Source organism: Microbacterium oleivorans (assembly GCF_001691565.1).
GTDB lineage: Bacteria > Actinomycetota > Actinomycetes > Actinomycetales > Microbacteriaceae > Microbacterium > Microbacterium oleivorans_B.
In genome coordinates this window covers 2062602-2085914 of record NZ_MAYO01000003.1, presented here as the reverse complement: position 1 = coordinate 2085914, position 23313 = coordinate 2062602, and the positions used below count along the sequence as shown (strand labels likewise).

Sequence of the window (23313 nt, the reverse complement as noted above, 5' to 3'; positions counted from 1 at the left end):
GACGCGGGTGTGCGTCCTGACATTGTTATCAGCGTTCTTTCAGGTGATCACAGGCCCTTGACAGGTCGGCCCTACGGTGACATAACGTGGCCGCACGCGGGCGATCCTTGCCCGCGATCGACACGTGAGGCGGATGCATCATGCCGGCAGGACGCGGCTCGAACAGCCTGAAAGACCCCGAGCTCTACGAAGAGCTCCGCGCCGACGGAGCGTCGAAGGAGAAGGCCGCGCGCATCTCCAACGCCGCTGCCCGCGACGGTCGGAAAGCGGTCGGGAAGCGCGGCGGCAAGGCCGGCGACTACGAGGACTGGACGGTGGCCGACCTGCGTGCGCGGGCGAAGGAGCTCGGGCTCAGCGGGTACTCCCGCGCCCGCAAGGCGGAGCTCATCGACCTGCTCCGATCGCACTGACGTGCCACGACTCACGCGCGTGCGGCCGGGCGTCGACCTCGGCTACCGCCGGATGCGTTCGGGCACCGGGTTCCGTTACGTGGATGCCGACGGCGCCCCCCTCCCGAAGGCGGAAGCCGATCGCGTCCGCGCGCTCGTCCTGCCGCCCGCGTGGCAGGACGTGTGGATCTGCGCCGACGCGAACGGCCACGTCCAGGCGACCGGCGTGGATGAGGCCGGGCGTGTCCAGTACCGCTACCACCCGCAGTGGACCGCCGGCCGGGACAAGGGCAAGTACGCTCGCGCGCTGCAGCTCGCCGAGGCGTTGCCGCGTGCCCGCGGGCGAGTCACCACGTCGCTCCGGCGGGAGGACATCGACCAGGAGCGCGTCCTCGCTGCGGCGTTCCGGCTCCTCGACCTCGCCGCCCCGCGCGTGGGAGCCGAGCGATACCTCGTCAAGCACGGCAGCCGCGGGCTCACGACACTGATCCGACGGGACGCCGTGGTCGACGGCACCGTCGTCGCGCTGCGGTTCCCCGGCAAGAGCGGACAGCGACAGGAGATGGAGGTCGACGACGTCGACCTCGCGGCGGCGATCGAACTGCTCGTGGGAGGTCGTCCCAGCTCGCCCCTCCTCGCCTACCTGCGCGGGCGTCGGCGCGTGGCGCTCAGCCCCCGGGACGTGAATCTCTACGTCCGGTCGATGACCGGTGGAACCTTCACTGCCAAGGACTTCCGCACTCTTCGCGGCACGATCACCGCGGCGGAAGCGCTCGCCCAGATCGGTCCGGCGGCGAAGAAGAGCGACCTCAAGCGGGCCGAGGTGCTCGCCGTGAAGGTCACCGCCGAAGCGCTCGGCAACACTCCCTCCGTCGCGCGGAGTTCGTACATCGACCCGAGGGTCTTCGATCGGTACCGGCGGGGTGTGGTGCTCGACACCACGGTGTCGCCCGAATCAGCCATCCGCACGCTCATCCTCGCCTGACCACGGTTCCCAGCCTCAGGGGCTGATGAGCGTGAAATACTTGCGCCCGTCCCCGCACCCTTCACCTGCACCGTGGAAATGGGCCCTCGTTGTCTCACCTCGCCGTCCTGAGCCTCAAGAACCGTGCGCTCATCGCCCTCATCACGATCGTCGCGGCGATCTTCGGAGGCCTCGCGCTCACGAGCCTCAAGCAGGAGCTGATCCCGCCGATCCAGCTGCCGCAGCTGTCGATCCTGACGACCTACCCGGGAGCGTCGCCCGACGTCGTGAACAACGATGTGTCGACCCCGATCGAACAGGCGATCCAGGCTGTCCCCGACCTGGAGTCCACGACCTCGACGAGCACGACGAACGCGTCGATCGTCCAGGCATCCTTCGCCTACGGCACCGACCTCGCAACGGCTGAGCAGAAGATCCTCCAGGCGATCAACCGTCTCGATTCGCTGCCCGACGACCTCGACACCAACGTGCTCGCATTCTCGACCGATGACCTGCCGGTCATCTCGATCGCCGTGACCGGCTACAGCGATGAGACCGCTGTGCAGGACCGGCTCGAGAACGCCGTGATCCCGGACATCGAGGATCTCGACGGAGTCGCCGCGGCGCAGATCGTCGGTGGCCGCACCTCGCGCGTCACGATCACGCCCGACCAGGAGAAGCTGGCCGCAGCCGGCTACACCCAGACGGCGATCACCGATGCGCTCGACCAGAACGGCAAGCTGTTCCCCGGCGGCACCGTCTCCGAGGGCGACCAGACCCTCACCGTGCAGACGGGTACGAAGCTCGACTCCGTAGACGGGATCGCAGATCTCCCGCTCGTGCCCACCAACGCAGACCAGATCGCCGCCGGCGATGTCACGATCGGTGACGTCGCGAAGGTCGTCCTCGACACCGACCCGGTGACCTCGATCTCGCGCGTCGACGGCGAGGCGGCACTCACCGTCTCGATCACGAAGCTGCCCGCGGCCAACACGGTCGACGTCTCGCACCTCGTCCGCGATTCGCTGTCCAGGATCAAGGACGACCTCGGCAACGGCGCGACCGTGACGGTGGTCTTCGACCAGGCGCCCTACATCGAGCAGTCGATCGAGGCCCTCGCCCAGGAGGGTCTGCTCGGCCTCGCCTTCGCCGTCGTCGTCATCCTGGTCTTCCTGCTGTCGGTGCGCTCGACCCTCGTGACCGCCATCTCGATCCCGACGAGCGTGCTCATCACGTTCATCGGGATCCAGGCGTTCGGCTACTCGCTCAACATCCTCACGCTCGGCGCGCTGACGATCGCGATCGGCCGCGTCGTCGACGACTCCATCGTCGTCATCGAGAACATCAAGCGGCACTACGTCGGCGATGCCGACAAGCTCGCCTCGATCCGCCTGGCGGTTCGCGAGGTGGCGTCGGCGATCACGGCATCCACTCTCACGACCGTCGCAGTGTTCCTCCCCATCGCGTTCGTCGGCGACCTCACCGGCGAGCTGTTCCGGCCGTTCGCGCTGACCGTCACCATCGCGATGCTCGCGTCGCTCTTCGTCGCCCTCACGATCGTGCCCGTGCTGGCGTACTGGTTCCTGCGGCCGGGCAAGCCGGTCCTGGATGCCGCTGGTCGCGCCATCGACCCCGAAGACCCCGCCGCGCCGCCGAGCCGCCTGCAGAAGTCGTACCTCCCCGTCCTCCGTTGGACGCTCCGGCATTCCGTGGTCACTCTCCTCCTCGCCGTCGTCGTCCTGGGCGGGACCATCGCCGCGGCTCCGCTCATGAAGGTCAACTTCCTCGGCGACTCGGGACAGAACACCTTCACCGTTCGCCAGGACATCGGTGCGACCGCGAGCCTGGACGCGCAGGACGCCGCCGCGAAGCGCGTCGAGGAGGTCCTCCTCGACGTCACCGGCGTGGACACCGTGCAGACTTCGATCGGCTCCACCGGTTCCGCGCTCCGCGACGCCTTCTCGGGCGGCGGCACCGGCATCACGTATTCGATCACGACCGACCCCGACGCCGATCAGGAGCAGATCCGCACGGACGTGCAGAAGGCCGTCGCCGACGTGACGGATGCCGGCGAGATCACCGTCGCGGCCGCGCAGGGCGGCTTCGGATCGAGTGACGTGGAGGTCGACATCACCGCGCCGGACGCCGGTGTCCTCCGCGACGCGACCGACAAGGTCGTCACGGCACTGAAGGACGCCGAAGGCGTCGACCAGGTCGACTCGAACCTGTCGGCATCCCTCCCCTTCGTCTCGGTCGCCGTGGACCGCGACAAGGCGGCCGAGCTGGGATTGTCGGAGGTCGCGGTCGGCGGTCTCGTCGCCAACACGATGCAGCCGCGCCAGATCGGCACGGTCGAGATCGACGACTCGACCCTGACCGTCTATCTCAAGGCCGCTGAGATCCCGGACACCATCGCGAAGCTCCGCGGACTCGAGATCGCGAGTGCATCGGGACTCATCCGCCTCGACGAGGTCGCGACGGTCGAGCAGTCCGAGGGGCCCTCTTCGATCACGAGCGAGCGCGGCCAGCGGACCGCGACCGTCACGGTCACCCCCGCGAGCGACGACCTGAACGCCGCGAGCGCCACGGTGACCGCAGCGCTCGCCGATGCGAAGCTCCCGCAGGGTGCGGACGCGGAGGTCGGCGGCGTCGTGACGCAGCAGCAGGATGCCTTCGCGCAGCTGGGCCTCGCGATCCTCGCCGCCATCCTGATCGTGTACATCGTGATGGTCGCGACGTTCAAGTCGCTCCGCCAGCCGATTCTGCTGCTCGTCTCGGTGCCCTTCGCGGCGACCGGCGCGATCCTCCTGCAGATCGTCTCGGGTGTACCCCTCGGCGTGGCCTCGCTCATCGGTGTGCTGATGCTCGTCGGCATCGTCGTGACGAACGCGATCGTCCTCATCGACCTCGTCAACCAGTACCGGGAGAAGGGTCTGTCGACTCCCGAGGCGGTCCTCGCCGGCGGCGCTCGCCGTCTGCGGCCCATCCTCATGACGGCACTGGCGACGATCTTCGCGCTCACACCCATGGCGCTCGGGATCACGGGGCACGGCGGGTTCATCTCGCAGCCGCTCGCGATCGTCGTCATCGGCGGCCTCGTGTCCTCGACCATCCTGACGCTGCTGGTCCTCCCCGCCCTCTACAACCTCGTCGAAGGCGCCAAAGAGCGTCGCGCCGCCAAGCGCGGTGACGTCGTCCCGGTGTCCGAGGCGTCGGCGGGCAGCCAGGCTCCGCTCACGCGGCGGGCGCGGCGGGATGCGGCATCCGCTGCCGTCACCGGCGCGGCAGCCGTCGACACGGCCCTCGTCATCGAGGAGGCTCCGGACGTGGAGATCCCGATGGACGAGCCCGTCCCCGCGGCCCCGGTGGTCGACGAGACGATCGCGGATGAGCAGGCCGCGGAGGAGCCTCGGCGCGAGGAGTGAGGGTCAGTCGGCCTCGGCGAGGTCGACGCCCCATTCGAGCGTCCAGGTCTCGCCGGGAGCGAGCCGGCGGAGGCTTCGTCCGGAGTTGAACGCGTCGGCGGGTGCGGTCATCGGCTCGATCGCGACCGCGAGGTCGTGGCCGGGGAAGCGGTCGGTCGTGAACACCTGCATGTACTCGAACCCCTCGCCCGCCCACACCGTGAGGCGGCGGGAGTCGGGCGCAACGAGGTGAGCCTCGATACGACCGTCGTGGCGGGGGAGCCCGGCGAACGCGACGTCGAGCGACAGGTCGCCGACGCGGCGCGGCGAGCTCAGGTCGTGTGCTTCGTCGATCGGCTCCTCGGCGATGGGGATGTTCTGCTCGTCGAGACGGAACCACGTTCGCGCCTCGAGCTGCAGCGAGAGATCTGCCGTGTCGACGTCGGAGATCCGGAAGTAGGGGTGCGTCCCGACGGCGACGGGCGCGTCTCCCGCGCCGACGTTCGTGATCGCGTGCGTGACGAGCAGGCCGTGCTCGACGAGCTCGTAGGTCACGCGGTTCTCCAGGTGGTACGGGTACCCCGACTGCGGGAAGACGTCGGCCCGCAGAGTGAGGGCGGCATCCGTCTGCTCCTGCACCCGGTAGGGCGCGAACCGCAGAAGTCCGTGCGACGCGTTGCCGAACTTCGGTTCGGTGATGGCGAGCTGGCGGAGTTCGCCGTCGTCCTCCCAGCGGCCGTCGCGGATGCGGTTCGGCCACGGCACGAGCACGATGCCGCACGCCGCCGGGGTCGGCGTGTCGTCGGGGTAGTCCGGGACGAGGTCGACGCCGCCGACGCGCAGCGCGCGGAGGGCGGCGCCCACTTCGGTGATCTCCGCCGAGACAGCGGCGGCGTGGAGGCTGAAGCGGGTTCCGGTGGGGTCGGCGGCCATGCGGCCAGCGTATCCGCGCGGCCGCTTCACAGGTGGGGCGGGTATCGTGAATCCGTCGGCGGAGGACGCCGCGCTGTGCGCGGGCATCCTGTGTAGTCCTCGGGGCCGATCTCGAAACCCGATCCGCGGTTTCGGAACCAGTAACTGGAATGGCCCCCGGCCGACGGAAGTCCGGGTATCACCGTGCGTGGCGCACGGCGCTGTTTCGTGCGAGAACTCAGAAAGCACACGCATGCCCAAGAACAAGAAGCCGGCCGGCGGCCGCGCGCAGAACTTCGAACCCCGCTACGGCAAGAAGACCTCCTACCAGGACGCGAAGCGTCGCCCGGGTCAGGCCTCCGCCGGGACCACCGGCAGCAAGAGCCCCAAGCACCGCGGCTTCCGCGCCGCCGAGGAATCGGCACCCGCCAAGGGCCGCTGGACGGAGCAGGATCGCGCCGGCCGGGCCGAGGCCCGCGGCATCCGCTCGAACGCCCGAGGCGACCGTGGCTTCGACGACCGTCCGCGTCGCGACGCCGAGGGCGAGCGCCCGCGCTTCGACCGGTCGGAGCGTCCCCGTTTCGACCGGAACGAGCGTCCGGCTCGGTCGTTCGATGACCGTCCGCGTCGTGATGACCGGACCGAGCGTCCGCGCTTCGACCGCAACGACCGCCCCGCGCGTTCGTTCGATGACCGTCCGCGTCGTGATGACCGGACCGAGCGTCCGCGTTTCGACCGTAACGAGCGTCCGGCTCGGTCGTTCGATGACCGTCCGCGTCGTGATGACCGGACCGAGCGTCCCCGTTTCGACCGGAGCGAGCGTCCCGCCCGCTCGTTCGACGACCGTCCGCGTCGTGACGACCGGACGGAGCGTCCCCGTTTCGACCGGAACGAGCGTCCGGCTCGGTCGTTCGACGACCGTCCGCGTCGTGATGACCGTCCCCGCCGGGATGACCGTCCCCGCCGCGATGAGCGCGCGAACCGGTCGGATTGGAACGCCGACGAGAAGTCGAAGGCGCACCAGGACCACGTCGACGTCGTGCACGAGCGGCTGCAGGCCGAAGCGGTGGATGCCGCATCCGTCGAGCAGGCCTCGTTCAGCGACCTCGGCCTCGGCCAGAACATCGTCCGGACCCTCGAGGGCCTCGGCGCCACGAGCCCGTTCCCGATCCAGGCGGCCACCGTCCGTCCGATCCTCGACGGCCGCGACGTCCTCGCCCGTGGCCGCACCGGCTCGGGCAAGACGATCGCTTTCGGCGCTCCGCTCGTCGAGCGCGTGCTGCGCGGACAGGCCGGCAAGCGCCGCGCCTGGGGCCGTTCGCCGCAGGCGCTGATCCTCGCGCCGACGCGCGAGCTCGCACTGCAGATCGACCGCACCGTGCAGGAGCTCGCGCAGAGCGTGGGCCTGTTCACGACGCAGGTCTACGGCGGCGTCCCGCAGGGCCGTCAGGTCGGCGCGCTCAAGAAGGGCGTCGACATCGTCATCGGCACCCCTGGCCGCATCGAGGACCTCGAGAAGCAGGGCAAGCTCGACCTGTCCGAGGTCGGCATCGTCGTCCTCGACGAGGCGGACCACATGAGCGAGCTGGGCTTCCTCGAGCCGATGCAGCGCATCCTGCGCCTCGTGCAGGACGACGCGCAGAAGCTGCTCTTCTCCGCCACGCTCGACCGCGAGGTCGCCGCGCTCGTCGACGAGTTCCTCGTGAACCCGGCCGTCTACGAGGTCGCCGGCGAAACCCAGGAGACCAGCACGATCGACCACCGCGTACTCGTGATCGACCACCGCGACAAGGCCGAGATCCTCACGTCGCTCGTCGACCGCGACGGCAAGACGCTCGTCTTCACCCGTACGCGCGCCTACTCGGAGATGCTCGTCGAGCAGTTCGAGGATGCCGGGATCGCCGCCGTCGCCCTCCACGGCGACCTGAACCAGGCCAAGCGCACACGCAACCTGCAGCGCCTGACCGACGGCAAGGTGAACGTGCTCGTCGCGACCGATGTCGCGGCCCGCGGCATCCACGTCGACGACATCGACCTGGTCGTCCAGGCCGACGCACCCGACGAGTACAAGACGTATACGCACCGCTCCGGCCGCACCGGCCGCGCGGGCCGCGCGGGAACGGTCGTCACGCTGATCACGCGTCAGCGTCGTCGGCGCATGACCGAGATGCTCGAGCGTGCCGAGATCGACGCGCCGTTCGACGAGGCGCGCGCCGGCGACGATGTGCTCGAAGAGATCACGGGTCGTCAGGCCGCGAACGTCGACGCCTGAGATCGCTCACTAGGGTGGGCGGATGCCGATCGTCATCCGCCCCCTCGGTGATCCCGACGTCGGGCAGGTCGTGTCCCTGTGGGATGCGACAGGCCTGACGCGTCCGTGGAATGACCCGCACCGCGACATTGCGCGAGCCCGCGCCGTCTGGCCGGAGCTCCTGCTCGTCGCGGCCGACGGCGATCGCGTCGTCGGCTCGGTCATGGCCGGGTACGACGGCCACCGGGGCTGGCTGTACTACCTCGCGACCGACCCGGAGCGCCGCGGCGAGGGCACCGGGCGGATGCTGGTCGCCGAGGCCGAACGTCGACTCGAGGCGCTCGGCTGCCCGAAGGTGATGCTCATGGTCCGTGAGGGGAACGACGCCGTCACCGACTTCTACGACGCCATCGGCTACGTCCGCGACGCCACCTCGGTCCTCGGCAAGCGCCTGATCCCGGACGCCTGAATCAGAACAGCATCGCGGATGCCTGTTCCCGGGTCGCGGTCTTCATGACCGGCCCCGTGGTCCGCACCTGGCCCATTCCGCGCGGCGGGGCGTCCTCCTCCTCGAGCCTTCCATGCAGGCCGTGTCGTCGCAGCAGCGGGCGCACCCGCGCCGACAGCCACGACCGATAGCCCTTCGGTGCCGACACGGAGACGCCGGGGTAGAGGCCGCGGTAGGCCGGCACGAGGTCCGGGCACTCGCGTTCCAGCCACTGCCAGAACCACTCCTTCGCGCCCGGCCGCAGGTGCAACGCGCCGAAGACGACCCGACGAGCACCTGATGCCGCGATCCGACGGATCGCATCGTCGAGGACGTCGACCCCGTCGGTCAGGTGCGGGACGATCGGCATGAGGAACACCGTCACCGAGAACCCGGCATCGGTCGCGGCCCTCACCGTGTCGAGCCGGGCTTGGAACGACGGGGCTCCCGGCTCGAGGAGCTGCCGCAGCGGTTCGTGGGGGATCGCGATCGACATGGCGATGTGGATCGGGACGTGGGTCGCGGCATCCGTCAGCAGCGGCAGGTCGCGGCGCAGCAGCGTGCCCTTGGTGAGGATCGAGAACGGTGTGCCGCTCGACGCGAGGGCGTCGATGATTCCCGGCATCAGCCGGTAGCGTCCCTCGGCCCGCTGATACGGGTCGGTGTTGGTCCCGAGAGCGACGGGCTCGTGTCGCCACGACGGCTTGGCGAGCTCGCGGGCGAGCACCTCCGCCACGTTCACCTTGACGACGATCTGAGAGTCGAAGTCCGCGCCGGCGTCGAGGTCGAGGTAGGTGTGCGTGTTGCGCGCGAAGCAATAGGCACATGCATGTTGGCACCCCCTATAGGGATTCACCGACCAGGAGAACGGCATCGCCGATCCGCTCGGCACGTGGTTGAGCGCGGACTTCGCGACGACTTCGTGGAAGGTCATCCCCGCGAACTCCGGCGTCGCGACCGAGCGGACGAGTCCACCCATGGACTCGAGGCCGGGCAGCGCGGCCTCGTCGACCGCCGTGATGTTCTGACCCTGCCAACGCATCTCCACATTCGAACACATCTTCGAAATACTGTCAACGACACACGCGGAGTGGTCGAACACCGGGAACGCGAGAGATGGACTGCGAGACTGGGCAGGTGTCTGAGACGAGGAGCGCCGCCCGGCGGCAGGTGCTCCGCAGGCGCCGTCAGCGCCGAGCGCTCGTGCTCCTGACGCTCACCACCGCCCTGATCGTCACGCTCGTCGTGGTCGTCTCCCGGGCGATCGCGCCCGACGACGCCGTCGCAGACCCGGCATCCGATCCCGTTCCGGCCGCGTCGTCACCCGTTGCCGTGTCCTCCCCGCCTGCCGCCGACCCCGCAGAAGCGACCCGGCCGATCTGCGAGACGGATGCCGTGGTCTCGGCGCTCGCGGAGGGTTCCGACGCCAACGTGATCGCCGCCTTCGGGGGTGGCGAGCCGTTCCGAGCTGCCGTCGCCGCGGGCGAGGCGCCCTGCGTCGATCTCCACGAGGCGGGTCGCATCTGGGTCGTTGCGAACAAGCGCCACGCGCTCGAACCGATCGATCACTGGCCCACGCCGCAGGCGCGACCGCAGAGCACGCGCATCGTCGCGGGCGGGTGGCTGCTCGACCAGACCGCCGCCGCGCTCGACGAGCTCTCGGCGGACGTTCGCGCCGCCGGCGCCGGCACGATCGGTGTCAGCAGCGGCTTCCGCCCCTATGACTTCCAGGTCGAGACCTACAACCGCCATGTCGCCAACCGGGGCAAGGCCGCGGCCGACCTCCGCAGCGCCCGCCCCGGCCACAGCGAGCACCAGACCGGACTCGCGGTCGACGTGGTCGCGTGCGATTCCGGATGCGGCGACCACGATGGCTTCGGCGGCACCCCGCAGTCCGAGTGGATCGTCGCGAACGCCTGGCGGTACGGCTTCATCGTCCGCTATGAGGAGGGGCACACCGCCACCACGGGATACTCCGCCGAACCGTGGCACCTGCGTTTCGTCGGCCGCGAACTCGCCGCCGCGTACGCCGACGGCGGCTTCCACACGCTCGAGGAGTTCTTCAGCCTCGAGCCGGCGCCTGACTACGGCTGAGGCTACCGCTCCACCGGCAGCCACAGTTCGCACGTCGCCGTCGAGAAGTCATCGGCACGTTCGAGCACCGAGACGATCGACGGCCCGGGGCGCAGCCGCCACGGGTTCGCCGGGAACCAGTCTGTCGCCGTCGCCGCCCACACCGTCTGCAGCGCATCGGGGTATGCCCCGCTCGAGCGGAACACCGCCCAGGTGCCCGCGGGGACCTCGATGACGTCGAGATCCGGCGGCACGGAGCTTTCCGCGGCGCGCGCGACCCCGTGCAGATACGTCAGCTCGGTCCCCTCCGCATAGTCGGGGTCGACGCCGTCGCTCACCTGCAGCAGCCCGGCGGGCTCGGTATCGCTCAGCCCCTTCAAGCGAGCGTGTTCGGCGGGTGGCAGCGACGCGATGTGCGCCTGGATGGCGGGGTTCGCCCCGCGGTGGATCAGTGGCACGCGTGCGGCGTGCCCGATGAGGCGGAAAGCGGGGTGGTCGACGATACGGGTGTCCATGGGGCTGCTCCCTTCTACGGTCAGGCGGAACCTGAGCTGCGGTTGTGTGCGGAGGGGGCCGCCGTCTCGCCTCACGGCAGACGGCGGGGCGCAGTGCACGGCCTGGAACGCGCGGGCGAACGCCTCGGTCGAGCCGTAGCCATAGCGCACCGCGATCGTCAGCAGGTCCTCGGACCCGACGAGGTCGCTCGCCGCGACCGTCATCCGCCGACGCCGGACGTACTCCGACAGCGGCATCCCGGCGAGCGACGAGAACATCCGACGCAGGTGGTACTCGGTCGTGCCGTGCTCGTGGGCCACGGCGCCGATGTCGAGCTCGTCGCCGAGATGCGCCTCGATGTGCTCGACGACGCGGGTCAGTGCGCTGATCACGGTTCCTCCTCCGGCATCCACTCTCATCTTCGCGCCCGGGTCACGCCCGACTTCTGCGGACCGGAACGATCGGATGCCGCGCCGCGGCACTCAGTCGCGCTCACCCTGGCATTCAATCCCACGGGGCGCGTACAGTGGATGCCGGCGACGCCGCCCACGAGCGCAGCGTCGCGCGACACGAAGGGGGGTCCGCGCATGGAGCGGAACATCTACGACGAGGACCACGAAGCGTTCCGCGACGTCGTCAAGGAGTTCGTCAAGCGCTACGTCACGAACGAGAAGCGCGAACAGTGGGATGCCGCGGGTGAGATCGACCGCGCGACGATGCTCGCGGCGGGTGAGGCCGGCGTCATCGGCCTGAGCGTTCCCGAGGAGTTCGGCGGCGCGGGCATGCTGCAGGACTATCGCTTCCGGACGGTCGTCAACGAGGAGATCATCCGCGCCGGTGCGGGCTCGCTCGCCGGCGCTTTCGGCATCCAGGACGACCTCGCCGTCCCGTACCTCGTGCACATGGGAACGCAGGAGCAGAAGGAGAAGTGGCTCCCTCGGATGGCGACCGGCGAGGTCCTCGGCGCGCTGGCCATGACCGAGCCCGGCGCGGGGTCGGACCTCCGCGGCATCTCGACGACCGCGAAGAAGACCGACGGCGGGTACATCGTCAACGGCGCGAAGACGTTCATCTCGTCGGGCACGACGGCCGACATCTTCGTCGTCTTCGTGAAGACGGGGGAGGGCAACCGGCCCGACGCGTTCTCGCTGCTGCTGCTCGAGTCCGACATGGCCGGGTTCGACCACGGCAAGAAGCTGCACAAGATGGGCTTCCAGGGGCACGACACCGCCGAGCTCAGCTTCACCGACGTCTTCGTCCCCGACGCGAACCTCATCGGCGGTGAGGAGGGCAAGGGCTTCGTCCAGCTGATGATGAACCTGCCGCTCGAGCGCCTGTCGATCGGTGTCGCCGGTGCGGCCGCCGCGCAGGCGGGTGTCGAATGGACGATCGCCTACACGAAAGACCGCGAGGCATTCGGCCAGCGGATCATCGACTTCCAGAACACGCGCTTCGCCATGGCCGACCTCGTCACGACGGTCGACGTCATGTGGGCCTACATCGACCGCGCGATCGCGCTCTACGGCGAGAACAAGCTGTCGGCCGAGGATGCCGCCCAGGTCAAGTTCTGGGCGACCGAGCGCGAGTGGGAGGTGCTCGACGCCTGCGTCCAGCTGCACGGCGGCTACGGCTACATCATGGAGTACCCGATCGCCCGCGCCTTCCTCGACGCCCGCGTGCACCGCATCTACGGCGGGACGAACGAGATCATGCGCGACATCGTGTCGCGCCGGATCGCCGGCAAGCGCTGACCCGGACACGCGAGGTCCCGATCGAGCCGGAAACGATGCGACGTTTCCCGGCCCGATCGGGACCTCGGCTGCGTCAGGCGCGGGGCGGGGCGTGCCTACTTGGCGACGAGCGTCGTCTCGAAGCTGTAGAGGTCGGGGCGGTAGCAGTGGTGCCCGTACTCGAACGCGCGGCCGGAGTCGTCGAACGCGACGCGCTCCATCGTCAGCACCGGGCCGTCGGACTCGATGTCGAGCAGGTCGCCCTCGTCGCCCGTCGCGCTGCGCGCGCCGATCTTCTGCTTGGCGACGCGGATCGTCACGCCGCGGGCGCGGAGGATCTCGTACAGCCCGTGCGCTTCGAGCTGTTCTCGGGTGATGTCGGCGAATTCGGGCGGCAGGTAGTTCTCGAGCACCGCGACCGGGACGCCGTCGGTGCTGCGCTGGCGCCGCACGAAGACGACGTCGTCGCCGACGCTCAGTCCCAGGCTCTGCGCGACCACCTCGGAGGCGGGCACCACCTCGTGACCCAGGACGCGGGTCGCGGGAACGTGCGAGGAGTTCCTCAGGTCCTCGTAGAGGCTCGTGAGTTCGACCGCTCGCGTCACCTGACCCTGCACGACCTGCGTGCCGATGCCCCGGCGCCGGACGAGCAGTCCCTTGTCTACGAGCTCCTGGATCGCGCGGCGGATCGTGGGGCGGGAGAGGCCGAGGCGCTGGCCGATCGCGATCTCGTTCTCCAGGCGGCCGCCGGCGGGGATCGCGCCGGAGTGGATGGCGGCTTCGAGCCGGCTGGAGACCTGGAAGTACAGCGGTACGGGGCCGGTTCGGTCCAGGTCGGCGAAGAGTTCCGCGGGCCAGTAGGTGTCGGCGTCGACCACAGCCCTCACACTCCTTGTCATGGATATCGGGTGTCATCGGCATTTGTACCGACAACATCACGTGTCAGGCTAACGGCACATCACACCTGGACCCCGGATTTATCCATGTGATATTGTTAGGACATGTTCGCGCCTCGAAACACGACCGCAGGATGACCTCTCGCGCCGCTGCCCCGGAGGTCCTGTCGCTCGGACGTCTCGGCGTCGACATCTACCCGCTGCAGATCGGTGTGGGACTCGAAGAGGTCTCGTCCTTCGGCAAATTCCTCGGCGGCAGCGCCGCGAACGTCGCCGTCGCGGCTGCCCGCTACGGACATGACGTGTCGCTCGTCTCCCGTGTCGGCGACGACCCGTTCGGCCGATACCTCCGCGCCGAACTCGACCGCCTCTCGGTCGATCCCGCTCTCGTCGCGGTCGACCCCACGTACAAGACGCCGCTGACCGTCTGCGAGATCTTCCCGCCCGACGACTTCCCGCTGTACTTCTACCGCGAGCCGAAGGCTCCCGACCTCGAGGTGACGCCGGACCAGCTGCCGGGCGACGTGCTGGCCGAGGCATCCATCTTCTGGCTCACCGTCACCGGGCTCAGCCAGGAGCCCAGCCGGTCCACCCACCTCGACGCCCTGCGTCGCCGCGGCCGCGCCCGTCACACGATCCTCGACCTCGACTACCGGCCCATGTTCTGGCCCGACCCGGCCGAAGCGAGTGCGCAGGTGTCCGCCGCCCTCGAGCACGTGACGGTCGCCGTGGGCAACCGCGAGGAGTGCGAGGTCGCCGTCGGCGAGACCGACCCGATGCGGGCCGCCGACGCCCTGCTCGAGCGCGGTGTCGAGCTCGCGATCGTGAAGCAGGGGCCCGAGGGCGTGCTCGCGAAGACCCGTGACGAGACCGTCGTCGCACCCCCGCACCCTGTCGACGTGGTCAACGGGCTCGGTGCGGGCGACGCGTTCGGCGGCGCTCTGTGCCACGGCCTGCTGCTCGGCTGGGACCTGGAGCGGATCCTGCGCTTCGCGAACGCGGCCGGCGCCATCGTCGCGTCGCGGTTGGAATGTTCGACGGCGATGCCGACGGCCGACGAGGTCGAGGCGATCCTGAGTGCGGGGAGCGCGGCATGAGCGACCGAGTCATCAGCGAGGCCGCCTTCGCGCGTCTGCGTGAGCTGCGGGCCTTCGACCCCGAGGCGATCCGTCACGCCGTCGCGACGCGCACCCGCAGACACCTCGATTCCGGCGACGGTCGCCTGTTCATCGTCGCCGCGGATCACCCGGCCCGCGGTGCACTGGCGGTCGGGTCGGATGCCACGGCCATGGCCGACCGCTACGAGCTGATCGAGCGCCTCGCCATCGCGCTCAGCCGCCCCGGTGTCGACGGCGTCCTCGGCACGCCCGACATCATCGACGATCTCGCCGCCCTGGGCCTGCTCGACGGCAAGATCGTCGTCGGGTCGATGAACCGCGGCGGCCTGCGCGGCGCCTCGTTCGAGATGGACGACCGCTACGGCGCCTACGACGTGAAATCCATGATCTCGGCGAACCTCGACTTCGCGAAGGCGCTCGTCCGCATCAACCTGGGCGACCCGGCGACGGCGGCGACCCTCGAGGCGACGGCGCATGCCGTGACCGCGGCGGCGGGCGCCGGCATCCCGATCATGCTGGAGCCGTTCATGAGCACGTGGCGCGACGGCCGCATCGTCAACGACCTGTCGACGGATGCCGTGGTCCTGTCGGTCGCGATCGCGTCGGGTCTCGGCGGATCGAGCGCGTACACCTGGATGAAGCTCCCGGTCGTGCCCGACATGGAGCGCGTCATGGCGGCCACGACGCTGCCGACGCTGCTCCTGGGCGGCGACTCCGGCGACGACCCCGACGAGACGTTCGCCTCGTGGCAGGATGCGCTGGCGCTTCCCGGCGTCCGCGGACTCACGGTCGGCCGGACCCTCCTCTACCCGCCCGACGGCGACACCGCTGCGGCGGTCGACATCGCCGCCGGCCTCGTCCACTCCTCACTCCTCGCGAAGGACCCGTCATGAGCACCTCCTCCCCCCGCACCCGCGTCATCGGCCATTGGATCGGCGGTTCGCACCGTGCGTCGACGAGCGGCCGGACGGCTCCCGTCTACAACCCGGCGACGGGCGCGGTGCAGGCCGAGGTCGCTCTGGCCGATCAGGCCGAGATCGACGAGGCGATCGCTGCGGCCGACGCCGGCTTCCGGCTGTGGTCCGCGTTCTCGATCGCGAAGCGCCAGACCGTGCTCTTCGCGTTCCGTGAGCTGCTGAATGCGCGCAAGGGCGAGCTGGCAGAGCTCATCACGAGCGAGCACGGCAAGGTGGTCTCCGACGCCATGGGCGAGATCCTGCGCGGCCAGGAGGTCGTCGAGCTCGCGACCGGGTTCCCGCACCTCATCAAGGGCGCCTACTCCGAGAACGCGTCGACCGGCGTCGACGTCTACTCGATCAAGCAGCCCCTCGGCGTCGTCGGCGTCATCTCGCCGTTCAACTTCCCCGTCATGGTGCCGCTGTGGTTCGCTCCGATCGCGATCGCGGCCGGTAACGCGGTCGTCCTCAAGCCCAGCGAGAAGGACCCGTCCGCCGCCCTCTGGCTCGCCGAGCTGTGGGCCGAGGCGGGCCTGCCCGCCGGTGTCTTCACCGTCCTGCAGGGCGACAAGCTCGCTGTCGACGGGCTGCTCCACAGCCCGGTCGTGCAGTCGATCTCGTTCGTCGGCTCGACGCCGATCGCGCAGTACATCTACGAGACCGCGTCGCGGAACGGCAAGCGCGTGCAGGCCCTCGGCGGCGCGAAGAACCACATGCTCGTCCTCCCCGACGCCGACCTCGACCTCGTCGCCGACCAGGCGGTCAACGCCGGCTTCGGCGCGGCGGGCGAGCGGTGCATGGCGATCAGCGTCGTCCTGGCAGTGGAGCCCGTCGCCGACGAGCTGATCGCCAAGGTGACCGAGCGGATCGCGAAGCTCCGCATCGGCAACGGCGCGGGCCAGGACGGCGTCGAGCCCGACATGGGCCCGCTCATCACCGACGTCCACCGCGACAAGGTGGCTTCCTATGTCGACATCGCCGAGGCGGACGGCGCGACGGTCGTCGTCGACGGCCGCGGGTTCACGGTCGACGGTCATGAGGACGGGTTCTTCTTCGGTCCGACCCTCCTCGACCACGTCCCGACGACCTCCCGGGCCTACACCGAGGAGATCTTCGGGCCGGTCCTGTCGGTCGTCCGCGTCGAGAGCTACGACGAGGGCCTCGCGCTCATCAACTCGGGCGAGTTCGGCAACGGGACGGCGATCTTCACCAACGACGGCGGCGCCGCCCGGCGGTTCCAGCACGAGGTGCAGGTCGGCATGATCGGCATCAACGTGCCGATCCCCGTCCCCGTCGCCTACCACTCGTTCGGCGGCTGGAAGAAGTCGCTGTTCGGCGACGCGAAAGCGTACGGTGTCCACGGGTTCGACTTCTTCACCCGGGAGAAGGCGATCACCAGCCGGTGGCTCGACCCCGCCACGCGTGCCCTCGGCGAGCACGGCGGCATCAACCTCGGCTTCCCCCAGAACACCTGATCGCACGCCGCCCGGCGGCGGCACCCCGAGAGCGCGAAGATGAGCATCGAGAACACCTGGTTCCACCGCCGCGGCGAGTTGTCCGACGGCGGCTGGGAGAGCGTCGTCGGACGGGACACCCCCGGCTGGCAGCACACCGGCATCCGTGTCGCCGACCTCGGTGCGGGCGACCGGGTGGAGCTCACCGAGACCGATGTCGAGCGCATCATCGTGCCGCTCGCGGGCTCGTTCGAGGTCGACCATTCAGACGGCGACGACAGTGCACGAACGACGTTGCAGGGGCGTCGGTCGGTCTTCGACGGCCCGACCGACGTGCTCTACCTGCCGGTCGGACGGACGGCGACGCTCACGGGACGCGGCCGCGTGGCCGTCGCAGAGGCCCCGGCATCCGTCCGCCACCCGTGGCGGTACATCGCCGCCGCCGAGACCCCGGTCGAGCTCCGCGGGGCGGGATCGTCGAGCCGCCAGGTGCACAACTTCGGGACGCCGCAGGCGCTGGATGCCGACCGCCTCATCGTCTGCGAAGTGATCACCCCCGAGGGCAACTGGTCGTCTTACCCGCCCCACAAGCACGACGAACACATTCCCGGGCACGAGTCGCGCCTCGAGGAGATCTACTACTTCGAGTCCGCGCCGGCGGCGGGGTCCGCGGCATCCGCCGACACCGCGTTCGGGATGTTCAGCACCTACTCCTCACCCGCCGGCGAGATCGACATCAACGCGATGGTGCGCACGGGCGACATCGCCCTCGTGCCCTACGGCTACCACGGCCCCGCCGTCGCGGCGCCGGGGTACGACCTCTACTACCTGAACGTCATGGCCGGGCCCGACCCCGACCGGGCGTGGCTCATCAGCGACGACTCCGCGCACGCGTGGGTCCGCGACACCTGGGCGGATCAGCGGATCGATCCGCGACTCCCGTACCCGAACGAGGAAGGCCGATCCTGATGGCAGAGACGAAGCGGATGACGGTCAGCCAGGCGCTCATCGAGTTCCTGGCCCACCAGTGGACGGTCGACGGCGACGTGCGCGAGCGCACGATCCCCGGCGTCTTCGGGATCTTCGGGCACGGCAACGTCGCCGGCATCGGGCAGGCGCTCACGCAGCTGAACGTGCACGACCCCGACCTCATGCCGTACCACCAGGCGCGAAACGAGCAGGCGATGGTGCATCAGGCCGTCGGCTACGCCCGCATGCATCGCCGCCGCGGCACGTATGCGGCCGCGGCATCCGTCGGTCCGGGCGCGACCAACATGCTCACGGGAGCGGCTCTCGCGACGACCAACCGACTTCCCGCGCTGCTCCTGCCGAGCGACACGTTCGCGACCCGCGTCGCCGACCCGGTGCTCCAGCAGCTCGAGCAGCCGTGGGACATCGGGCTGACGGTCAACGACGCCTTCCGCCCGCTCTCGAAGTTCTTCGACCGCGTGCAGCGGCCCGAGCAGCTGTACTCCATCGCGCTCGCCGCGATGCGGGTCCTCACCGATCCCGCCGAGACCGGTGCGGTCACGATCGCCCTGCCCGAGGACGTGCAGGCCGAGGCGCTCGACGTGCCGATCGAGTTCCTGCAGGACCGCGAGTGGCACATCCGCCGTCCGCTCCCCGAGCGCGGCCCGCTCGAGCGCGCGGTCGCCGCGATCCTCTCGGCGCAGCGGCCGTTCATCGTCGCCGGTGGCGGGGTCATCTACTCCGAGGCCGAGGAGCAGCTCCGCGCCTTCGTGGAGGCCACCGGCATCCCGGTCGGCACGACGCAGGCCGGCGGCGGCTCCCTCGCCTGGGACCACCCGCAGTACCTCGGCGGCGTCGGTGCGACCGGCTCGCTCGCCGCCAACCGGCTCGCGGCCGAGGCGGACGTCGTCATCGGAATCGGGACCCGGTACAGCGACTTCACCACCGCGTCGCGGACCGCGTTCCAGAACCCGGACGTCGTCTTCGTCAACATCAACGTCGCCGCTTTCGACGCCTACAAGCACGGCTCCGAGCTGCCCGTCGTCGCCGACGCCCGCGAAGCGCTCGTCGCGCTCGCGCGCGAGCTCGAGGGCTTCCGCGTCGCGCCGGACCACGCCGAGCGGATCGCCCGGCAGAAGGCGGAGTGGGACGAGATCGTCGACCGCGCGTTCGCTCCGTCGGGCGCGGACCGCCCGGGCCAGCCCGAGATCATCCACGCCGTGCACGCGGCGACCGACCCGCGCGACGTCATCGTGCAGGCGGCAGGATCCCTCCCCGGCGACCTCCACAAGCTGTGGCGGGTGCGTGATCCGCTCGGCTACCACGTCGAGTACGCCTTCTCGTGCATGGGGTACGAGATCGCCGGCGGCCTCGGCGCGAAGCGCGGTCTCGAAGCCGCGGGCGACGACCGCGACGTCATCGTCATGGTGGGCGACGGGTCGTACCTGATGCTCAACAGCGAGCTCGTGACGGCTGTCGCCGAGGGCATCAAGATCATCGTCGTCCTCATCCAGAACCACGGCTTCGCCTCGATCGGCCACCTCTCCGAGACGGTCGGGTCGCAGCGCTTCGGCACGCAGTACCGCACGTACGACCCCGCCGCGAAGAACTTCCAGGGCGGCGACATCCTCCCCGTCGACCTCGCGATGAACGCCCGCAGCTACGGCCTCGATGTGGTCGAGATCGCCGAAGGACCGGATGCCGCGGCGAACCTGACCGCCGCCGTCGCCGCCGCGAAGGCATCCGATCGGTCGACGTTCATCCACATCAACAGCGATCCGCTCGTCTACGCACCCGATGGCGCCGGGTGGTGGGACGTGCCCGTTCCGGAGGTCTCGACCATCGAGTCCACGCAGCAGGCCCGCGAGGCCTACGTCGGCGAACGCGCCGCGCAGCGCCCGCTCCTCGGCGGAGGTCGGCCATGAAGGCGACAGTCGCCGGCGCACCGGTCAGCTTCGGCGTGTTCGAGCTGACGCCCGAGGGCGCCGAGACGATCTCGCCCGACGCGATGATGGAGATCCTCGCCGAGAGCGACTACGCCGGCATCGACCTGGGCCCCCTCGGCTTCCTCGGCGAGGACGCCGCCCTCCGGGACCGCCTCGAGCGGTTCGGTCTCGGGCTCGCGGGCGGCTGGGTGCAGCTGCCGTTCTCGGACGACGAGGCCTTCGCCGCCGCCCTCCCCGACCTGCGCGCCGCGCTCCGGCAGTTCTCGGCGGGTGCCGACGCCGGTGCGGGCCCGCTGCCGCTTCCGACGCTCGCCGATGACGGGTCGTCGCTCCGCCGTGGTGCGCCGGGTCGCGGCGCCGAGGTCGACCGGCTCGACGCGGATGCCTGGGGACGCCTCACCGACAACGTCGCCCGCGCCGCGCGCATCGTCCGCGACGCGGGCTTCGAGCCGACGTTCCACCACCACGCGGGGACCTTCGTCGAGTCGCCGGACGAGATCGACCGGTTCGTCGCCGACACCGACGTCGACCTGACCCTCGACACCGGCCACCTCTTCATCGCGGGCGGCGATCCGCTCGCCGCCGTCGAGCGCTGGGGCGACCGCATCAACCACCTGCACCTCAAGGACGTCGACCTCGCCGCGCTCGGCCGCGTGCTCGCCGCCGGGGGCGGGATGCCGGAGGTCTGGTCGGGCGGCTCGTTCGTCGCCTTCGGTCAGGGCGACATCGACCTCGCCGCCGTCATGACCGCCCTCGACGCCCGCGGGTACGAGGGCTGGGTCGTCGTCGAGCAGGACGTGCTCAACGGCCCCGACGTCGCCCTCGACGCCTTCGTCACCGCCCGCTCCATCGATCAGGTCACCAACCGCGACGCCCTGCGCGCCTGGGTCTGACCCCGAACCCCCTCGACGAACAGGAACGACATGACCGCCACTCCCGTCCGCTTCGGACTCTTCGGCTCCGGACGCATCGGCCAGGTGCACGCCGCGAGCATCGCCGCCTCACCCGATGCCGAGCTGGCGTGGATCGCCGACCCGTTCATCGACGGTGCCGAGCGCCTCGCCGCCCAGTATGGCGGGAAGACCACGACCGATCCCGCCGAGGTGTTCGCCTCGGGCGAGGTCGACGCCGTGCTCGTCGCCTCGCCGACCCCCACGCACGTCGACCTGATCCGCGCCGCGGTGGAAGCCGGCATCCCGGTCCTCTGCGAGAAGCCGATCGACCTCGACATCGCCCGCGTCGAGGCATTGCGCCCCGTCGTCGTCGCGGCCGGCGTTCCCGTCGCGCTCGGGTTCAACCGGCGCTTCGACCCCGGCTTCCGCACCGCCCGCGACCGCGTCGCCGCGGGCGAGATCGGCCGGCTCGAGCAGCTGACGATCATCAGCCGCGACCCCTCGGCGCCCCCGGCCTCGTACGTCGCCGTCTCAGGCGGCATCTTCCGCGACATGACGATCCACGACTTCGACATGGCGCGCTACTTTCTGCCCGACATCGTGGAGGTCACCGCCTTCGGCACGACGACCTTCGACGACGGCGCCCGCGAGCACGGCGACTTCGACACGACGACCGCGATCCTCAAGTCCGCCTCGGGTGCGCTCGTCACCATCGTGAACTCGCGCCACAGCACGACAGGCTACGACCAGCGCATCGAGGCTTACGGCAGCGAGGGAGACCTCACCGTCGCCAACCAGGGCACGAGCCTCGTGAGCCTGTCCAACGCGCACGGCGTCGCGGCCGGTGCGCCGTTCGAGGCATCCATGGTCACCCGCTACACCCCCTCGTACCGGGCCGAGCTCGCCGAGTTCCTGAAGCTCGTGCGCGGCGAGGAGTCAGCGAGCCCGACGTTCGACGACGGCCGCGCAGCGCTGCTGCTCGCCGACGCCGCGCAGCGCTCGGCGACCGAGGGCGTGTCGGTCGCCGTCGACCTGAGCTGACACCGGCCTCGAAGTCCCGATCGGGCCGGGTATGCGCGCCCGTTTCCCGGCCGGATCGGGACCTCGCCGTCGTTCAGGCCTCGGACGGTACGGGATGCGGCTGCTCCCGCATACCCCACGGCGAGCCGTAGCCCTCGGGCTTCGGTGCGGCGAGCAGCTCGAGGAACGGCTTCGCGTCGAATGCCTCGGGACCGAGCACGCCCGTGCCCGACCAGGTGCCGCGGGCGAGCAGCTCGAGCGCGATCACGGGGTTGATCGCCGTCTGCCAGACGACGGCTTGCGAGTTGTCCTCGCGCATCGTCTGCTCGTTGTCGGCCACGTGGTACAGGTACGTCGAGCGCGCCTGCCCGTCCTTGCCGGTGCCCGTCACCCACACGCCGGCGCACGTCTTGCCGCTCATCCTGTCGCCGATCGTGGCGGGGTCGGGAAGGGCCGCCGCCACGACGTCGCGCGGCGAGACCTGCACCCCCTTCACGGTCAGCGGGTCGGTCTTGTCGAGGCCGAGCTTGTTCAGAACTTTCAGCACCTCGATGAACTCATCGCCGAGGCCGTACTTGAACGTCACCCGCTTCGCTTTCGTCCACCGCGGCATGAGGAGCACCTCCTCGTGCTCGACGTTGACGCACTCGACCGGTCCGATCCCGTCGGGGAAGTCGAACACCTCCGGCTCGCTGAACGGCTCGGTGACGTACCACCCCTTCCCCTCCTCGTAGATCACGGGCGGGTTCAAGCACTCCTCGATCGTCGTCCAGATCGAGAACGACGGCGCGAAGTCGTAGCCCGCGACGACGAGGTTCGCCCCGTCGCGGACGCCCAGCTCGTCGATCTCGTCGAACAGCTCGTCCTCCGCGTACCGGGCGAACACGTCCGACAGGCCCGGCTCGACGCCGATCCCGACGAGCGCCAGACGCCCGGCATCCGTCCACTCCTGCTCCTTCGCGAACTGCGCGTCGCCGAGCTTGACGCCCACCTCCTCGTACGGGCGCTCCGGATGCCGCTGCGACAGGCTCATGGCCATGTCGAGGTACGTCGCCCCGGCCTCGAACGCGCCGTCGAAGATCGGCATGACGAACCGCGGGTCGACGGCGTTCAGCACGTGGGTCGCGGAGTGCTCGCGGATGAGGGATGCCACGGACTCGGCGCTCGAGGCATCCACCTGCGCGGCGGCGAACCGCTCGTCGCCGAGCTCGTCCACGAGCGCCTGCGGGCGGGCCGGGTCGTAGTCGGCGATGACGACGGCCTCGTAGAAGTCGCGGCGGCGGAGGATGCGGGCGGCAGCACTGCCGACACCGCCCGCGCCGATGATGAGGATGCGCATGCGGAGGGTTCCTTTCG

At 70.1% G+C, this 23313-nt stretch carries 19 protein-coding genes; 14 read left to right on the top strand and 5 right to left on the bottom strand.

Annotated elements, in window-relative coordinates; all coding sequences use genetic code 11:
- The first annotated feature begins 140 nt into the window (after positions 1-140).
- The 3 genes from BBA86_RS12740 (at position 141) to BBA86_RS12730 (ending at position 4778) form a co-directional block, all read left to right on the top strand.
- Complete coding sequence (locus tag BBA86_RS12740; RefSeq protein WP_065571893.1) at positions 141-410, top strand: Rho termination factor N-terminal domain-containing protein; 270 nt, start codon at positions 141-143, stop codon at positions 408-410.
- 1 nt (position 411) lies between these two features.
- Positions 412-1374, top strand: a complete 963-nt coding sequence (locus tag BBA86_RS12735; protein WP_189318468.1) for a DNA topoisomerase IB — start codon at positions 412-414, stop codon at positions 1372-1374.
- Between the two features lie 89 nt (positions 1375-1463).
- Entirely contained in the window at positions 1464-4778 is a 3315-nt protein-coding gene (locus BBA86_RS12730; protein ID WP_065571892.1) for an efflux RND transporter permease subunit, read from the top strand.
- A gap of 3 nt (positions 4779-4781) precedes the next feature.
- Here the strand turns inward: BBA86_RS12730 and BBA86_RS12725 are convergent, their stop codons facing one another.
- Positions 4782-5690, bottom strand: a complete 909-nt coding sequence (locus tag BBA86_RS12725; RefSeq protein ID WP_065571891.1) for an aldose 1-epimerase family protein — start codon at positions 5688-5690, stop codon at positions 4782-4784.
- A 232-nt stretch (positions 5691-5922) separates the two neighbouring features.
- Here BBA86_RS12725 and BBA86_RS12720 point away from each other — a divergent pair, with 232 nt between their 5' ends.
- Together BBA86_RS12720 and BBA86_RS12715 are read left to right on the top strand one after the other, a co-directional pair.
- Positions 5923-7941 carry a DEAD/DEAH box helicase gene (locus BBA86_RS12720; protein ID WP_065571890.1) on the top strand — a complete coding sequence of 673 codons (2019 nt, stop codon included), beginning with the start codon at positions 5923-5925 and terminating at the stop codon, positions 7939-7941.
- A gap of 22 nt (positions 7942-7963) precedes the next feature.
- The gene (locus tag BBA86_RS12715) at positions 7964-8389 is read left to right on the top strand and encodes a GNAT family acetyltransferase (protein WP_065571889.1); all 426 of its coding nucleotides are present in this window, start codon (positions 7964-7966) and stop codon (positions 8387-8389) included.
- Position 8390: 1 nt separating this feature from the next.
- On the opposite strand, the gene BBA86_RS12710 is transcribed toward BBA86_RS12715, so the two are convergent.
- Positions 8391-9449: an Rv2578c family radical SAM protein gene (locus tag BBA86_RS12710; protein WP_065572309.1), complete on the bottom strand. Its 1059-nt coding sequence runs from the start codon at positions 9447-9449 to the stop codon at positions 8391-8393.
- Between the two features lie 95 nt (positions 9450-9544).
- On the opposite strand from BBA86_RS12710, the gene BBA86_RS12705 reads away from it, so the two are divergent.
- The gene (locus BBA86_RS12705; protein ID WP_223247095.1) at positions 9545-10501 is read left to right on the top strand and encodes a M15 family metallopeptidase; all 957 of its coding nucleotides are present in this window, start codon (positions 9545-9547) and stop codon (positions 10499-10501) included.
- A 2-nt stretch (positions 10502-10503) separates the two neighbouring features.
- Here BBA86_RS12705 and BBA86_RS12700 read toward each other — a convergent pair whose 3' ends face one another.
- A complete protein-coding gene (locus BBA86_RS12700) occupies positions 10504-11367 on the bottom strand; it encodes an AraC family transcriptional regulator (RefSeq protein ID WP_065572308.1) in 864 nt (287 codons plus the stop codon).
- A 195-nt stretch (positions 11368-11562) separates the two neighbouring features.
- Here BBA86_RS12700 and BBA86_RS12695 point away from each other — a divergent pair, with 195 nt between their 5' ends.
- Positions 11563-12726 (top strand): acyl-CoA dehydrogenase family protein, encoded by a 1164-nt coding sequence (locus tag BBA86_RS12695; RefSeq protein WP_065571887.1) that lies wholly within the window; start codon positions 11563-11565, stop codon positions 12724-12726.
- A 95-nt stretch (positions 12727-12821) separates the two neighbouring features.
- Here the strand turns inward: BBA86_RS12695 and BBA86_RS12690 are convergent, their stop codons facing one another.
- Entirely contained in the window at positions 12822-13583 is a 762-nt protein-coding gene (locus tag BBA86_RS12690) for a GntR family transcriptional regulator (RefSeq protein ID WP_083199587.1), read from the bottom strand.
- A 152-nt stretch (positions 13584-13735) separates the two neighbouring features.
- On the opposite strand from BBA86_RS12690, the gene iolC reads away from it, so the two are divergent.
- The 7 genes from iolC to iolG are packed head-to-tail and all read left to right on the top strand — an operon-like array spanning position 13736 to position 21978.
- Positions 13736-14698 carry a 5-dehydro-2-deoxygluconokinase gene (iolC, locus tag BBA86_RS12685; RefSeq protein WP_065571885.1) on the top strand — a complete coding sequence of 321 codons (963 nt, stop codon included), beginning with the start codon at positions 13736-13738 and terminating at the stop codon, positions 14696-14698.
- Complete coding sequence (locus tag BBA86_RS12680) at positions 14695-15612, top strand: deoxyribose-phosphate aldolase (RefSeq protein WP_065571884.1); 918 nt, start codon at positions 14695-14697, stop codon at positions 15610-15612. Before iolC ends, BBA86_RS12680 begins: the two co-directional genes overlap by 4 nt.
- Positions 15609-17150 carry a CoA-acylating methylmalonate-semialdehyde dehydrogenase gene (locus BBA86_RS12675; protein ID WP_065571883.1) on the top strand — a complete coding sequence of 514 codons (1542 nt, stop codon included), beginning with the start codon at positions 15609-15611 and terminating at the stop codon, positions 17148-17150. The genes BBA86_RS12680 and BBA86_RS12675 overlap by 4 nt, the downstream gene beginning before the upstream one ends.
- A 39-nt stretch (positions 17151-17189) precedes the next feature.
- Positions 17190-18098, top strand: coding sequence for a 5-deoxy-glucuronate isomerase (gene iolB, locus BBA86_RS12670; protein WP_065571882.1), 909 nt, complete (start codon positions 17190-17192; stop codon positions 18096-18098).
- Complete coding sequence (gene iolD, locus BBA86_RS12665) at positions 18098-20023, top strand: 3D-(3,5/4)-trihydroxycyclohexane-1,2-dione acylhydrolase (decyclizing) (protein ID WP_065571881.1); 1926 nt, start codon at positions 18098-18100, stop codon at positions 20021-20023. Before iolB ends, iolD begins: the two co-directional genes overlap by 1 nt.
- Positions 20020-20937, top strand: a complete 918-nt coding sequence (locus BBA86_RS12660; RefSeq protein ID WP_065571880.1) for a sugar phosphate isomerase/epimerase family protein — start codon at positions 20020-20022, stop codon at positions 20935-20937. The genes iolD and BBA86_RS12660 overlap by 4 nt, the downstream gene beginning before the upstream one ends.
- 30 nt (positions 20938-20967) lie before the next feature.
- Positions 20968-21978 (top strand): inositol 2-dehydrogenase, encoded by a 1011-nt coding sequence (gene iolG / locus BBA86_RS12655; RefSeq protein ID WP_065571879.1) that lies wholly within the window; start codon positions 20968-20970, stop codon positions 21976-21978.
- A gap of 73 nt (positions 21979-22051) precedes the next feature.
- Here the strand turns inward: iolG and BBA86_RS12650 are convergent, their stop codons facing one another.
- Entirely contained in the window at positions 22052-23296 is a 1245-nt protein-coding gene (locus tag BBA86_RS12650; RefSeq protein ID WP_065571878.1) for a saccharopine dehydrogenase family protein, read from the bottom strand.
- Positions 23297-23313 lie beyond the last annotated feature (17 nt).